The sequence below is a fragment of the Nesterenkonia sp. LB17 genome (assembly GCF_022565915.1).
Lineage (GTDB): Bacteria > Actinomycetota > Actinomycetes > Actinomycetales > Micrococcaceae > Nesterenkonia.
On the sequence record NZ_JAJOYX010000002.1, the window covers coordinates 58,112 to 71,747 of the forward strand.

Genomic DNA, 13,636 nt, shown 5'->3' on the forward strand with positions numbered 1-13,636 from the left:
CGAACCCCCGTGTCTAGGAGGACATTTTGACTGACTTCACACTTCCTGAATTGGACTACGACTACTCCGCGCTGGAGCCGCACATCTCGGCCCGCATCATGGAGCTGCACCACTCCAAGCACCACCAGACCTACGTCACCGGCGCCAACACCGCGCTGGAGAAGCTGGCCGAAGCCCGCGAGAAGGGCGACTACGCCACGACTCCGAAGCTTCTCAAGGACCTGCAGTTCAACCTCGGCGGGCACACCAACCACTCGATCTTCTGGAAGAACCTCTCCCCAGAGGGCCAGGAGCGCCCCGAGGGCGAGCTGGCAGCAGCCATCGACGAGTACTTCGGCTCCTTCGAGGCGTTCCAGGCCCAGTTCACCTCCGCCGCGCTGACCATCCAGGGCTCCGGCTGGGCGATCCTCGCCTACGAGCCCATCGGCGGCAACATCGTCATCGAGCAGTTCTACGACCAGCAGAACGGCGTGCCCGTGGGCACCATCCCGCTGCTGATGCTCGACATGTGGGAGCACGCCTTCTACCTGGACTACCAGAACGTCAAGCCCGACTACGTGAAGGCCTTCTGGAACATCATCAACTGGAGCGACGTCGCCGCACGTCTGGAGGCCGCCCGCTCGGGCGCCTCGAAGCTGCTCACTCCCTGATCGCTTCGGCACCGACGGTGTGACTGTCCGGCACGGACGGTGTGACCGTCCTCCCAGGCAGAACCGGCCCCAGGATGTTGGGGCCAGCCATGTCGACATGGTTGAATGATCTACGAGAAAACTGAAAATCACGTTCTGCAGACAGCCTGATGAACAACGATGTTGTTGGGGGTCAGCGGTTCGACTACGGTCGAGCTGCTGATCCCCAACGTGTGTCTAAGGGCTTTTTCGTCCGGAGTGAGAAGCTCCAGGTCTGCCTCTGCAAGAACGGCCCCAAGGCCCGCAGGAACTGCGGTCCCACTGTCAAGAGAGGAACCTCATGGCGACAAAAATCGCGATCAATGGTTTTGGACGTATCGGACGCACCGTGCTGCGCGTGCTGGAGAACACCGGCCGCACCGACCTCGAGCTCGTGGCGATCAACGATCTCACCGACCCCGCCCAGCTGGTGAACCTGACCAAGTACGACTCCGTCATGGGTCGCTTCCCGGCCGATGTCTCCCTCGACGGTGACACCCTCGTCGCCGGTGACCGCCGGATCAAGATCCTCTCCGACAAGGACCCGGCGAACCTGCCCTGGGCCGAGCTCGGCGTCGACGTCGTGCTCGAGTGCACAGGCTTCTTCACCACCAAGGAGTCCGCCGGCAAGCACCTCGATGCCGGCGCCAAGAAGGTCGTCCTCTCGGCACCGGGCAAGGGCGTCGATGCGACCCTGGTCATGGGCATCAACGAGGACACCTATGACTCGGAGAACCACACCGTGGTCTCCAACGCCTCCTGCACCACCAACTGCCTGGCTCCGCTGGTCAAGGTGCTCAACGACGAGTTCGGTCTCGTCGAGGGCCTGATGACCACGGTCCACGCCTACACCGGTGACCAGCGCCTGCACGACGCCCCGCACAAGGATCCCCGCCGTGCACGCGCCGCCGCCGTGAACATGGTCCCCACCTCCACCGGTGCGGCCGCCGCCATCGGTCTGGTCATCCCCGAGGTGGACGGCAAGCTCGACGGCTACGCCCTCCGCGTCCCGGTCATCACCGGGTCGGGCACCGACCTCACCATCGCCATCGAAAAGGAGGGCGTGACGGCTGAAGACGTCAACGCCGCCTTCAAGAAGGCCGCCGAGGGCCCGCTCAAGGGCATCCTGCACTACAGCGAGGATCCGCTGGTCTCCTCCGACATCGTCGGCGATCCGCACTCCACGATCTTCGACGCACCGCTGACCAAGGTCATCGGCAAGACCGTCAAGGTCTTCGGCTGGTACGACAACGAGTACGGCTACTCCGCCCGCCTGGTGGACATGACCGCGCACGTCGGCCGCTGATCCAGCTCGCCTGATCGCATGGGCCCCGGCTCGACGAATCCTCGTCGAGACCGGGGCCTCTGCCGTGCGGCGTGTCGGTGTGCGGGGCATCTGCGTGCGGCGCGTCTGTGTGCGGTGACCGCGCCGTCGTCGTCGGCGTCTTCTTCTCGCCGATTCCGGCGCCCGCCGCCTCCCTGTTTCTCCCTTCCAGCGATTGGTACCCTGATCCCATGACTGCAGCCACCCTTGACGCCCTGCTCTCCGAAGGCCTGAACGGCCGCCGGGTGCTCGTCCGCTCCGACCTCAACGTGCCGCTCAAAGACGGTGTCGTCACCGACGACGGCCGGATCCGCGCCTCGCTGCCGGTGCTGGAGAAGCTCGCCGCCGCCGGCGCCCGGGTGCTGGTCACCGCCCACCTGGGACGCCCCAAGGGTGAGCCCGAGCCGAAGTACTCCCTCGCCCCGGTGGCCGCCCGGATGTCCGAGCTCACCGAGGTCACCGTGCTGCGCGCCGATGACCTCGTCGGCCCCAGCGCCCAGGAGCAGGCCGCCGCGGTCGAACCGGGTCAGATCCTGCTGCTGGAGAACGTCCGCTTCGATGCGCGCGAGACCTCCAAGGACGACGCCGAGCGGGCCGGCCTCGCCGCCGAGCTCGCCGCCCTGACCGGCACCGACGGCGCCTACGTCAACGACGCCTTCGGCGCGGTGCACCGCCGGCACGCCTCGGTGGCCGACATCACCGCGAAGCTGCCCGCCTACCAGGGTGACCTGGTCCGCGACGAGCTGCTGGTGCTGCAGCGGCTCACCGAGACTCCGCAGCGTCCCTACACGGTGGTCCTGGGCGGCTCCAAGGTCTCCGACAAGCTCGCCGTGATCGAGAACCTGATGAGCCGCGCCGACACGCTCCTGGTGGGCGGCGGCATGGTCTTCACCTTCCTCAAGGCCCAGGGCCACGGCATCGGCAAGTCCCTGGTCGAGGACGACAAGCTCGACACCGTCAAGGGCTTCCTGGAGGCCGCCGAGCGGCAGGACTGCCGGATCGTGCTGCCCACCGACATCGTGATGGCCTCGGCCTTCGCCGCCGACGCCGAGGTCGAGGTGCTCCCGGCCGACGCGCTGGAATCCGGCAAGCACGGCGCCGAGGCGCTCGGCCTGGACATCGGGCCCGACACGTCGAAGGCGTTCGCCGCCGAGATCGCCCAGGCCAAGACGGTCTTCTGGAACGGGCCCATGGGCGTGTTCGAGATGGAGGCCTTCGCCAAGGGCACCGCCGCCGTGGCCGAGGCGCTGACCACCACCGAGGCGTTCACCGTGGTCGGCGGCGGCGACTCGGCGGCCGCCGTGCGCGCGCTGGGCTTCGACGAGGACAGCTTCGGGCACATCTCCACCGGCGGCGGCGCCAGCCTGGAATACCTCGAAGGCAAGGCGCTGCCCGGCATCGACGCGCTCGAGGGCTGAACGCCGCGCCGTGACCCTGTTGCTGCGACTCTCGCTGCTGCGACCCTGTTGCTGTGACTGGGTCACGGCGACTGAACCGCTGATCTCATCACCGTTGAAAGGGAACTCCTCTCCATGACTACTCAGAAGAATGGCGCTTTCGTGCGTCGCCCGCTGATCGCCGGCAACTGGAAGATGAACATCGACCACATGGAGGCGATCGCGCTGGTCCAGAAGCTCGCCTGGACCCTCAACGACGCCGGCCACGACTACGACCGCGTGCAGGTCTCGGTGTTCCCGCCGTTCACCGATCTGCGCGGCGTGCAGACCCTGGTCACCGGGGACAAGCTGGGCATCGACTACGGCGCCCAGGACCTCTCCGACCAGGACTCCGGCGCCTACACCGGGGACATCTCCGGGGCCTTCCTGAAGAAGCTGGGCTGCTCCCAGGTGCTCATCGGGCACTCCGAGCGCCGCGAGGTCCATGGCGAGACCGATGAGCAGCTCAACGCCAAGCTCAGCGCCGCGCTGCGCCACGGACTTGCTCCGGTGCTCTGCGTCGGCGAGGGCCTTGAGGTCCGTGAGGCCGGGAACCACGTGGCTCACACCCTGGCCCAGCTCGAAGATGCGGTGACCGGCCGCAGCGCCGAGGAGCTCAGCGAGCTCGTCGTCGCCTACGAGCCCGTCTGGGCCATCGGCACCGGCAAGGTCGCCGGGCCGGAGGACGCGCAGGAGATGTCCGCCGCGATCCGCGCGAAGCTCGCCGAGCTGTACTCGGAAGGGTTCGCCGACACCGTCCGGGTGCTCTACGGCGGTTCGGTGAAGTCCAAGAACGTCGCCTCGATCCTCGCCGGAGCAGACGTGGACGGCGCCCTGGTCGGCGGCGCGAGCCTGGACACCGACGAGTTCAGCAAGATCGCCTCCTTCGAGAAGCACATCGACACCGGCGCGCAGGGCTGAGGCCAGGGTTGAGCCCGTTCCGGGCTATCCTGGTAGCTGATTCGCCCACGTTCCATCACGAAAGGTCGCTGTGTCTGCACTGACCATCACACTTCAGGTCATCCTCGCCGTGATCAGCCTGCTGCTGATCCTGCTCATCCTCCTGCATAAAGGCCGCGGAGGAGGCATGTCTGACATGTTCGGCGGCGGCGTGACCTCATCCCTGGGGTCCTCCGGCGTGGCAGAGCGCAACCTGAACCGGCTGACCATCACCCTGGCGGTGACCTGGGGCCTGATCATCGTCGCCCTGGGACTCATCGTCCCGATGGGCGCCGACATCTGACGCTTCCGTACAGGAGAAAAGCCCAGCTCGACCACCACGGTCGACCTGGGCTTTTCTCATGCCCACCCCTCCCGGGCGGTTGAGTTCTCCGGCGGTTACGTAGTAGCCGGAGAACTCAACCACACGGGAGGAGGGGTCAGCGGAGTGTGCTGGCGGCTGCCTGATCCAGGTGCCAGATGGTCTCCCGAGCACCGCGGGCGTTGACCGCGGGGATCTCGGTGGCCTCGGTGCCAGGGGTGAGCGCCTTCGCGGCGGCCTCGGCCTTGTCCGCGCCGGCCACGACCATCCAGACCCGCTCGGCGGTGTGGATCGCCGGGAAGGTCAGCGTGATCCGCTGCAGCGGAGGCTTCGGGGACTCATCCTCACTGGTGGTCACCTGCTCGGTGACGTGCAGCGACGCCTTGCCCGGGAAGAGGCTGGCGACGTGACCGTCGGGGCCGACGCCGAGCAGCAGCACGTCGAAGCGGGGGAGCGCCAGGCCGGAGCGTCCGCCCTCGGCGCTGTGGCCCTGCAGCTCGGAGGCGTACATCTCCGCGCCGATGAAGGGCTCTGCGGCGTCTTCGGAGGTGGCCATCGGGTGGATGTTGCCCTCGGGAAGCCCGTGCTTCTCGATCAGAACCTCGAGCAGCGCCTCGTGGGCCTGCACGGCGTTGCGCTCGGGGTCATCGCTGGGCAGCAGGCGCTCGTCGCCCCACCAGAAGTGCACCTTGTGCCAGGGCGGAGTCTCGGTGCCCGGCGTCGCGACCAGCTGTGCCACCTGAGCCAGGACGGCGACGCCGGCGCTGCCGCCGGTGAGCACCGCATGGGCGTCACCGTGGTGGCGTGCGGCGTCGACCAGGACCGCGAGCAGCCGCTCGGCGACCACCGTGACCAGCTGGTCCTTCTCGGCGTAGACCTCGGTGCGCGGGGCGGCCAGCGCCGCCTGGGATGAAGCGGCCTGAGGGGAATCTGTCATGGGAGTGCATCCTTCCGCGGCATCGTCACTGATGCCACGAGCCTAGTATGTCGGTCAGTACAGCGCAGCAGCTCAGTTGAATCCAGGGGAGGCGCCGGAGAGATCGGTGGCCGGCAGCGCCCGGGTGAGCACCTCGCCGTAGACCTCATCGGAATCCAGCCGGCGCAGCTCCTCGGCCAGGCACACCTGAAGGGTGCGCACCGGCAGCGGCACGCCTTGGACGAGTCCGTCGGCGGAGCGCAGCTCGGCGATCTCCTCGCCGCGCGGCCTCGAGAGGCTCACGTCCCCGCTGGGGCGGTGGAAGGTGACCGCGGTTAGGGTGAGCGGCAGCTCGGACTCGACCGGTTGCGCCGTGGAGACCAGGCTGACCGAGATCCGCAGCGCCTGCTGCAGCCAGGCCGCGAGCAGCGCCGCGCTGGGCAGGTCCGCGGCGGCCTCCACGGTCACGCCGGTGAGCTCCGCGGGGTCCAGAGTGTCCAGGATGCTGGCCAGCTGGATCCGCCAGTGTGTCAGCCGGGTCCAGGCCAGATCGGTGTCGCCCGCGGTGTAGTGCGCGGAGATGCGCTGCAGCGCCTCCAGCGGGCGCGGGTCCATCGCCGAATCGGTGATCCGGCGGTGCGCGATCCGCCCGATCGGGGTGGAGCCGACGTTCTCCGGCAGCTCATCGGCCCACCAGGCCACGATCGGGGCGTCGGGCAGCAGAAGCGCCGAGACCATCGCCTCGGTCTGCTCGGCGAGCTCGCCGGAGGCTTCCAGCACGATCACCTCGGAGGCGCCTGCGTCACCGCCGACCCGGATCTGCGCATCCAGCCGGGTCTCATCCGCGACCTGCCCGGAGGCCAGCACGATGATCCGGCAGGGATGCTCCCGGGAGGCCAGGTTCGCCGCGGCGATGGCGGGCTCGGCATTGTCCTTCGAGGTGAGGATGACCAGGGTCAGCACCCGGGTCAGGGCGACGACGCCGCCGTCCTCGCGCAGCTCACGCAGCTTCTTGGAGACCTTGGAGGTGGTGGTGTTCTCGATGTCGACGATCACGGGATTCTCCTTAGGGCCTGCGCCAGGTGCGGCCGTCGCGGGCCAGCAGGTCATGGGCGGACTGCGGCCCCCAGCCGCCCGGGGCGTAGGGCTCGGGCTGGGCCTTCTGGGCGGCCCAGTGATCCTCGAAGGGGTCCAGGATCTTCCAGGAGAGCTCGACCTCTTCATGGCGCGGGAACAGCGGCGGCTCGCCGAGCAGCACATCGAGGATCAGCCGTTCATAGGCCTCGGGGCTGTCCTCGGTGAAGGCGTGGCCATACCCGAAGTCCATCGTGACGTCGCGGACCTCCATCTGGGTGCCGGGCACCTTGGAGGTGAACCGGATGGTGGCGCCCTCGTCAGGCTGGACCCGGATGACGACGGCGTTCTGACCGAACTCGTGGTCGTCGTGGTCCTGGAAGAGCAGATTCGGGGCGCGCTTATAGATCACCGCGATCTCGGTGACCCGACGGCCCAGGCGTTTCCCGGCGCGCAGGTAGAACGGGGCGCCGGCCCAGCGGCGGGTGTTGATGTCCAGCTTCAGCGCGGCGAAGGTCTCGGTGGTGGAGTCCGGGTTGAATCCCTCTTCGTCCAAGAACCCGACGACCTTCTCCCCGCCCTGCCAGCCGGAGGTGTACTGTCCGCGGGCCGAGGCGGCGCCGAGGTCCTCGGGGAGCCGGACGGCGCCGAGCACCTTCTCCTTCTCGGCCCGCAGATGCTCCGCGTCGAAGGAGATGGGCTCCTCCATGGCGGTCAGCGCGAGCAGCTGGAGCAGGTGGTTCTGGATGACGTCGCGGGCCGCGCCGACGCCGTCGTAGTAGCTGGCCCGACCCCCGATACCGATGTCCTCAGCCATGGTGATCTGCACGTGGTCCACGTACTGGGCGTTCCAGAGCGGCTCGAAGAGCTGGTTCGCGAAGCGCAGCGCCAGCAGGTTCTGCACCGTCTCCTTGCCCAGGTAGTGATCGATCCGGAAGACCGCGTCCGGCGGGAAGACCGACTCCACCACGGCGTTGAGCTCCCTGGCCGAGGCCAGGTCATGGCCGAAGGGCTTCTCGATGACCACCCGGCTCCACGGATCCTCCACGCTGTTCTGCGCGGTGGCGAGGCCGTGGGAGGAGAGCTTCTCGCAGACGATCTCGAAGGAGTTCGGCGGGATCGAGAGGTAGAACGCGTGATTGCCGCGGGTCCCGCGCGATTCCTTGAGCTCATCCAGGGTCTCCCCGAGACGGGCATAGGCGGCGTCGTCGTCGAACCCGGTGGTGGTCACGAAGCGCAGCCCGGCGGAGAGCTGGTCCCAGACCTGCTGATCGAAGTGGGTGCGTGCGGAGATCTTGACCTGCTCGAGCACCTCCGCGGCGAACTCCTCATGACTCCACTCCCGCCGGCCGAAGCCGACCAGCGAGAAGCTCGGCGGCAGCAGCCCCCGGTTGGCCAGGTCATAGATGGCCGGGAGCAGCTTCTTGCGCGCCAGGTCCCCGGTGACGCCGAACATCACCATCGCCGAGGGCCCGGCGATCCGGTTCAGCCGGCGGTCACGCGGATCGCGCAGCGGGTTGCCCGGCTTGGCCCGGGAGCTGCTCCGGGAGCTGCTCGTGCGCGATGACCCGGTCCGCGATGACCCGGTGCGCGAGGAGTCGCCGGTGCGGGGTGCGTTCACAGGGCGTCCACGGTCTCGATGACCTGGGTCAGGCCCGCGGTGCGGTCATTGAGGTGCACCTGCAGCACCGGCATGTCGTGTCCGGCCAGGACCTGGGCGTCGCCCTCGGCCTGGGCGGCGATCAGCTTCGACAGCGTGAACGGCCGGTCCGGGACCTCGACGTCGGTGCTGGAGCTGGTGGTCAGCTGCAGGAAGGCGCCGATATGGGGCCCGCCCTTGTGGAACTGTCCGGTGGAGTGCAGGAACCGGGGTCCCCAGCCGAAGGTCACCGGGCGTCCGGAGAGCGAGGAGAGCTGGGCGCGGATGGCTTCGAGCTGGGTCTCGGTGGTGCGGTCCAGGTACGCGGTGACCGCCAGGTAGCCGTCCTCCGGGACAGCCTTCACCAGCGCCTGCAGAGCCTCGCTCAGGTTCGACGCGTCGGCGTCGGTCAGCGCGGACCCGCCGAGGGTGCGGAACGCCACGGCGCCGTCGGTCACGGAGTCCCCGGCCTCGGGGGCGGGCGCGTCGAGCAGACCGCGGGCGGCGGTCTTGGCGGATTCCACGTCGGGCTGGTCGAAGGGGTTGATGCTCAGCAGCGCGCCGGCGACCACGGTGGCGACCTCCCAGAGCATGAACTGCGCCCCGAGGCTGCCGCCGGTGCGCACCGCGTGGGAGCTGACCACCAGATCGGCGTCGTCGTTGTCCACCGAGGCGCCGTCTTCGACCTCGACGTCGATGATCTGGGTGATCAGCACGTCGTCGACGTCGCGGTGCAGCTCGGGCTCGCCGTCGGCGACGATCACCGGCAGCAGACCGGTGCCGTTCTTGCCGGTGGACTCGGCGACCAGCTGTTCGATCCAGTTGCCCAGCCCGATCAGCGGGGAGCCGGCGTCGACGATCACGAGCTTGTTGCGCAGCGGGACGGTGCCGCCGATGGCGGAACCCAGGCGCAGGCCGGGGTTGTCGGCGTCGTCCTCGGCGAGGATCGCGAGCGAGTCCTCGGCGTCGTCGAGCAGGGATTCCACGTCGGCACCGGCCAGGCCGGAGGGGACCAGACCGAAGGCGGTGAGCGCGGAGTAGCGCCCGCCCACGGTGGGGTCGGCCTCGAAGATCGCACGCACTCCGGCCTCGGCGGAGGACTTCGCCAGCGGGGAGCCGGGGTCGGTGACGATCACGGTGCGGGTCACGGCGTCGATCCCGGCCTCGGTCATGGCCTGCTGCACGATCCGGCGCTGCGAGTCGGTCTCCACGGTGGAGCCGGACTTCGAGGAGACCACGAGCACGGTCTTCTCGATGTCGGTGCCGATCACGGCGGCGACATGCTGCGGGTCGGTGGAGTCCAGCACGGTGAGCTCGACCCCGGCGGTGGCGCAGATGACCTCGGGCGCCAGCGAGGACCCGCCCATGCCCGCGAGCACCACCCGGGTGAGGCCTTCGGCGGCGAGCTCCTCGCGCAGCGCGGCGATCTTGGGCAGCAGCGCGCGGGAGTCCTCGAAGAGCGAGACCCAGCCGAGCCGCTTGCTGGCCTCGTCCTCGGCGGCCACACCCCAGAGGGTGTGGTCCTTGGCGGCCAGCCGGGAGGCGAATTCGTGGTCGAGCAGACCTGGAACCTGGTTCTCGGCGGCCTGACGGGCCGCTCCGGTCAGTGTCAGGGAGAGTGAGCTCATGACGTGCTTCCTTTCTCAGCCGAACGCCTCGGTTCAGCCTGGCCAGCATCTGCGCTTATAGGGGGCCGGTGGGATTGACGTGGCTGTTGTCCCTGATCGGCGCCCGGTGGGGGAGTCTCTGCTCCAGTCTTGCTGGATCAAGACGCCGCCTGGGCCGGGCGCCGTACGGGGTGAACAGTCGAATGATCAGCTCAGCGTGCGAGCCGACCGGCATGCACGGTTCAGCTGTTGCGCTTGAGCCCATCATCGATGGTGCCCAGCAGGCCAGTCCAGGAGACCTCGAACTTCTGCAGACCCTCGGTCTCCAGGGTGTCGACGACCTCGCGGTAGCTGATCCCGGCGGCGGAGATGCCGTCGAGGACCCGGTTGGCCTCCACGTAGGTGTCGGCGAGCGTGTCCTTCTCGACGACGCCGTGGTCGGCCAGCGCCAGCAGGGTCTTCTCCGGCATGGTGTTGACCACGTCGGCGCCGGCCAGCTCGGTCACGTACAGGGTGTCCGAGAGGTTCGGGTCCTTGGTGCCGGTGGAGGCCAGCAGCAGCCGCTGCGGGCGTCCGCCGCGCTCGGCCAGCAGCTGCCAGCGCTCGGAGGAGAAGGTCTCCACCGCGATCTGGTGCGCCAGTCGGGCGTTGGCGACGGCGGCCTGGGACTTCAGCTTCTCGGTGCCGGGCTTGCCCGCTTCGGCGGCGAGCTCCAGGCGCTTGTCGATCTCGGCGTCCACGCGGGAGACGAAGAAGGAGGCCACCGAGTGGATCTTCGAGATGTCGATCCCGTCCGAGTGGGCCTTCTCCAGGCCGAGCATGAACGCGTTGATGACCGCGCGGTAGCGCTCGAGCGAGAAGACCAGGGTCACGTTGACGCTGATCCCCTCGGCGGTCACCGCGGCGATCGCCTCGATGCCCTCGACGGTGGCGGGAATCTTGATCAGCACGTTCTCCCGGTCCACCGCCTTGTAGAGCTCGCGGGCCTGGGCGATGGTGCCGGCGGCGTCACGGGCCAGCCGGGGGTCGACCTCGATGGAGACCCGGCCGTCGACGCCGTCGGTGGCGGCGTAGACCCCGGCGAACACGTCGCAGGCCTCACGCACATCGGCGGTGGTGATGTCGAAGACGGCCTTCTCGGCGTCGGCTCCGGCGGCGGCCAGCTCGGTGAGCTGCGCCTCGTAGGCCTCGCCGTCCTTCAGCGCGGACTCGAAGATGGTCGGGTTGGTGGTGACGCCGACGATGTTGTGGGTCTCGATCAGCTTCGCCAGCGAGCCGGAGTTCAGCCGTTCGCGGGAGAGGTCGTCGAGCCAGATCGAGACGCCGAGGTCGGAGAGCGCCTGAGTGTTCTTGTTTGCAGTCATATCTGTTCTCCTGATGCCAGGTGATGGATGAGTCTTTGCGCGCCGGGTGCCTCCAGGAGGCGGCGGCGATTAGGAGGCGGCGGCGATGGATTCCTGGGCGGCCTCGGTGACGGCGGCGGCGGTGATGCCGAACTGCTCGTAGAGCACCTTGTAGTCGGCGGAGGCGCCGAAGTGATCCAGGCCGATGATCCGGCCTGCGTCACCGACGATGTCGCGCCAGCCCATGGAGGACGCGGCCTCCACCGAGACGCGTGCCCTGACCGCGGCCGGGATGACGCTCTCGCGGTAGGCGGCGTCCTGCTCGAAGAACCACTCGCGGCAGGTCATCGAGACCACCCGGGCGGCGATGTTCTGCTCGGCCAGCGCTTCGCGGGCCTGCACGGCCAGCTGGACCTCGGAGCCGGTGCCGATGAGCACGACGTCGGGGGTCACCACGGCGCCGTCGCGGACGGCCTCGGCGAGCACGTAGGCTCCCTTGGCCGCGCCCTCGACCGCACCGAACTCGGTGGCGGTGGCCGCACCGGCGCCGCGGGCGTAGGTGGGGATGTTCTGCCGGGTCAGCGCCAGACCGGCGGGACGGTCGTTGCGGCGCAGCACCTCGCGCCAGGCGATGGCCACCTCGTTGGCGTCGCCGGGACGCACCACATCGAGGTTCGGGATGGCGCGCAGGGTGGCGAGCTGCTCCACCGGCTGGTGGGTGGGGCCGTCCTCGCCCAGGCCGATGGAGTCATGGGTCCAGACGAAGATCGATCCCGCGCCCATCAGCGCGGCCAGCCGGATGGCGGGGCGCTGGTAGTCGGAGAAGATCAGGAAGGTCCCGTTGTAGGTGCGCAGCGGGGTGGACAGCGAGATGCCGTTGCTGATCGCGGCCGCGGCGTGCTCACGGATCCCGAAGTGCAGGTTGCGCCCGTAGGGGTTGCCGGTGAACTTCTCGGTGGAGTGGGACTCCGGGATGAAGGAGTCGTAGCCGGCCAGCAGGGTGTTGTTGGACCCGGCGAGGTCGGCGGAGCCGCCCCAGAGCTCGGGCAGCACCTCGGCGATGCCGTTGAGCACCTTGCCCGAGGCCGAGCGGGTGGCGACCTCTTCCCCGGCGGGGAACTCCGGCAGCTGGGATTCCCAGCCCTCGGGCAGCTCGCCGGCGGTGAGCCGGTCCAGCAGCTTGGCCTCATCGGCGTGGGCCTCGCGCCAGGAGGCGTACTTGGAGTCCCATTCCTTGCGGGTCTCGACGCTGCGGGTGAGGATCTTGCGGGCGTGGTCGATGACCTCGTCCTCCACGGCGAAGTGGGCTGACGTGTCGAAGCCGAGCAGCTCCTTGAGCGCCTCGAGCTCCTCGGTGCCCAGCTTGGCGCCGTGGATCCCGCCGGTGTTCTTCTTCTTCGGCGAGGGGTAGCCGATCATGGTGCGCAGCGCGATGAGCGAGGGCTTGGAGGTCTCGGCCTTGGCCGCCTCCAGCGCGCGGTGCAGCTCGTTGATGTCTTCGTCGTAGTCGCCGGTCTGCATCCAGTCCACGCGCTGGACGTGCCAGCCGTAGGCCCGGTAGCGGGCCTGGACGTCCTCGGTGAAGGAGATGTCGGTGTCGTCCTCGATGGAGATCTTGTTGTCGTCCCAGATCACCACGAGGTTGCCGAGCTCCTGGTGCCCGGCGAGCGAGGAGGCCTCGGAGGTCACGCCCTCCTGGAGGTCGCCGTCGGAGGCGATGACCCAGATGGTGTGGTCGAAGGGGGACTCTCCGGCGGGGGCGTCGGGGTCCATCAGTCCGCGCATCCGGCGCTGGCCGTAGGCGAAGCCGACCGAGGAGGCCAGGCCCTGGCCCAGCGGGCCGGTGGTGATCTCCACGCCGGCGGTGTGGCCGTACTCGGGGTGGCCGGGGGTGAGCGAGTCCCAGGTGCGCAGCGCGGCCAGGTCCTCGACCTCGAGGCCGTAGCCGGAGAAGTAGAGCTGCAGGTACAGGGTCAGGGAGGTGTGACCGGGGGAGAGGATGAAGCGGTCGCGGCCGATCCACTTGGGATCGGTCGGATCGTGCTTCATCACCTTCTGGAACAGCAGGTAGGCGGCTGGGGCCAACGACATCGCGGTGCCGGGGTGGCCGGAGCCGACCTTTTCGACGGCGTCTGCGGCCAGCACGCGCAGCGTGTCGACTGCTCGCTTGTCCAGATCGGTGAATACGGCATTATCGGTCACTATGTTTCCTCCAGATGGTGAGGGACGGTGGACAACGAGGGCCGCGCACATCGTTGTGCCGCGCAGGTTCAACCCTACCGGGGTAGAGGCTATTCCTGGCGGATCATCAGAGCATTGCAGAATGCTCACGCGTGATGATCGCGAGTATGAGGTCTTGGAGCTGCGA

The 13,636-nt window shown here is 68.6% G+C and carries 11 protein-coding genes; 5 read left to right on the forward strand and 6 right to left on the reverse strand.

Annotated features, from left to right (window positions below):
• The first annotated feature begins 26 nt into the window (after positions 1 to 26).
• The 5 genes from LTH96_RS04075 to secG all read left to right on the forward strand — a co-directional run bounded on the left by LTH96_RS04075 (position 27) and on the right by secG (position 4,671).
• The gene (locus tag LTH96_RS04075) at positions 27 to 650 is read left to right on the forward strand and encodes a superoxide dismutase (RefSeq protein WP_241464490.1); all 624 of its coding nucleotides are present in this window, start codon (positions 27 to 29) and stop codon (positions 648 to 650) included.
• Between the two features lie 319 nt (positions 651 to 969).
• Positions 970 to 1,974, forward strand: a complete 1,005-nt coding sequence (gap, locus tag LTH96_RS04080; protein WP_241464491.1) for a type I glyceraldehyde-3-phosphate dehydrogenase — start codon at positions 970 to 972, stop codon at positions 1,972 to 1,974.
• A gap of 209 nt (positions 1,975 to 2,183) precedes the next feature.
• Positions 2,184 to 3,410 carry a phosphoglycerate kinase gene (pgk, locus tag LTH96_RS04085; RefSeq protein ID WP_241464492.1) on the forward strand — a complete coding sequence of 409 codons (1,227 nt, stop codon included), beginning with the start codon at positions 2,184 to 2,186 and terminating at the stop codon, positions 3,408 to 3,410.
• Positions 3,411 to 3,524: 114 nt separating this feature from the next.
• Positions 3,525 to 4,349 carry a triose-phosphate isomerase gene (gene tpiA / locus LTH96_RS04090; RefSeq protein WP_241464493.1) on the forward strand — a complete coding sequence of 275 codons (825 nt, stop codon included), beginning with the start codon at positions 3,525 to 3,527 and terminating at the stop codon, positions 4,347 to 4,349.
• 70 nt (positions 4,350 to 4,419) lie between these two features.
• Positions 4,420 to 4,671 (forward strand): preprotein translocase subunit SecG, encoded by a 252-nt coding sequence (gene secG, locus LTH96_RS04095; protein ID WP_241464494.1) that lies wholly within the window; start codon positions 4,420 to 4,422, stop codon positions 4,669 to 4,671.
• A 136-nt stretch (positions 4,672 to 4,807) separates the two neighbouring features.
• On the opposite strand, the gene pgl is transcribed toward secG, so the two are convergent.
• The 6 genes from pgl to tkt form a co-directional block, all read right to left on the reverse strand.
• Positions 4,808 to 5,626, reverse strand: coding sequence for a 6-phosphogluconolactonase (gene pgl / locus LTH96_RS04100; RefSeq protein ID WP_241464495.1), 819 nt, complete (start codon positions 5,624 to 5,626; stop codon positions 4,808 to 4,810).
• A gap of 72 nt (positions 5,627 to 5,698) precedes the next feature.
• Positions 5,699 to 6,661 carry a glucose-6-phosphate dehydrogenase assembly protein OpcA gene (locus tag LTH96_RS04105; protein ID WP_241464496.1) on the reverse strand — a complete coding sequence of 321 codons (963 nt, stop codon included), beginning with the start codon at positions 6,659 to 6,661 and terminating at the stop codon, positions 5,699 to 5,701.
• 10 nt (positions 6,662 to 6,671) lie between these two features.
• Complete coding sequence (gene zwf / locus LTH96_RS04110; RefSeq protein ID WP_241465072.1) at positions 6,672 to 8,141, reverse strand: glucose-6-phosphate dehydrogenase; 1,470 nt, start codon at positions 8,139 to 8,141, stop codon at positions 6,672 to 6,674.
• Positions 8,142 to 8,296: 155 nt separating this feature from the next.
• On the reverse strand, positions 8,297 to 9,946 hold the full coding sequence (locus LTH96_RS04115) for a glucose-6-phosphate isomerase (protein WP_241464497.1): 1,650 nt from the start codon (positions 9,944 to 9,946) through the stop codon (positions 8,297 to 8,299).
• 221 nt (positions 9,947 to 10,167) lie between these two features.
• Entirely contained in the window at positions 10,168 to 11,289 is a 1,122-nt protein-coding gene (gene tal, locus LTH96_RS04120; protein ID WP_241464498.1) for a transaldolase, read from the reverse strand.
• 69 nt (positions 11,290 to 11,358) lie between these two features.
• A complete protein-coding gene (gene tkt, locus LTH96_RS04125) occupies positions 11,359 to 13,521 on the reverse strand; it encodes a transketolase (protein WP_255727994.1) in 2,163 nt (720 codons plus the stop codon).
• Between the last annotated feature and the right edge of the window lie 115 nt (positions 13,522 to 13,636).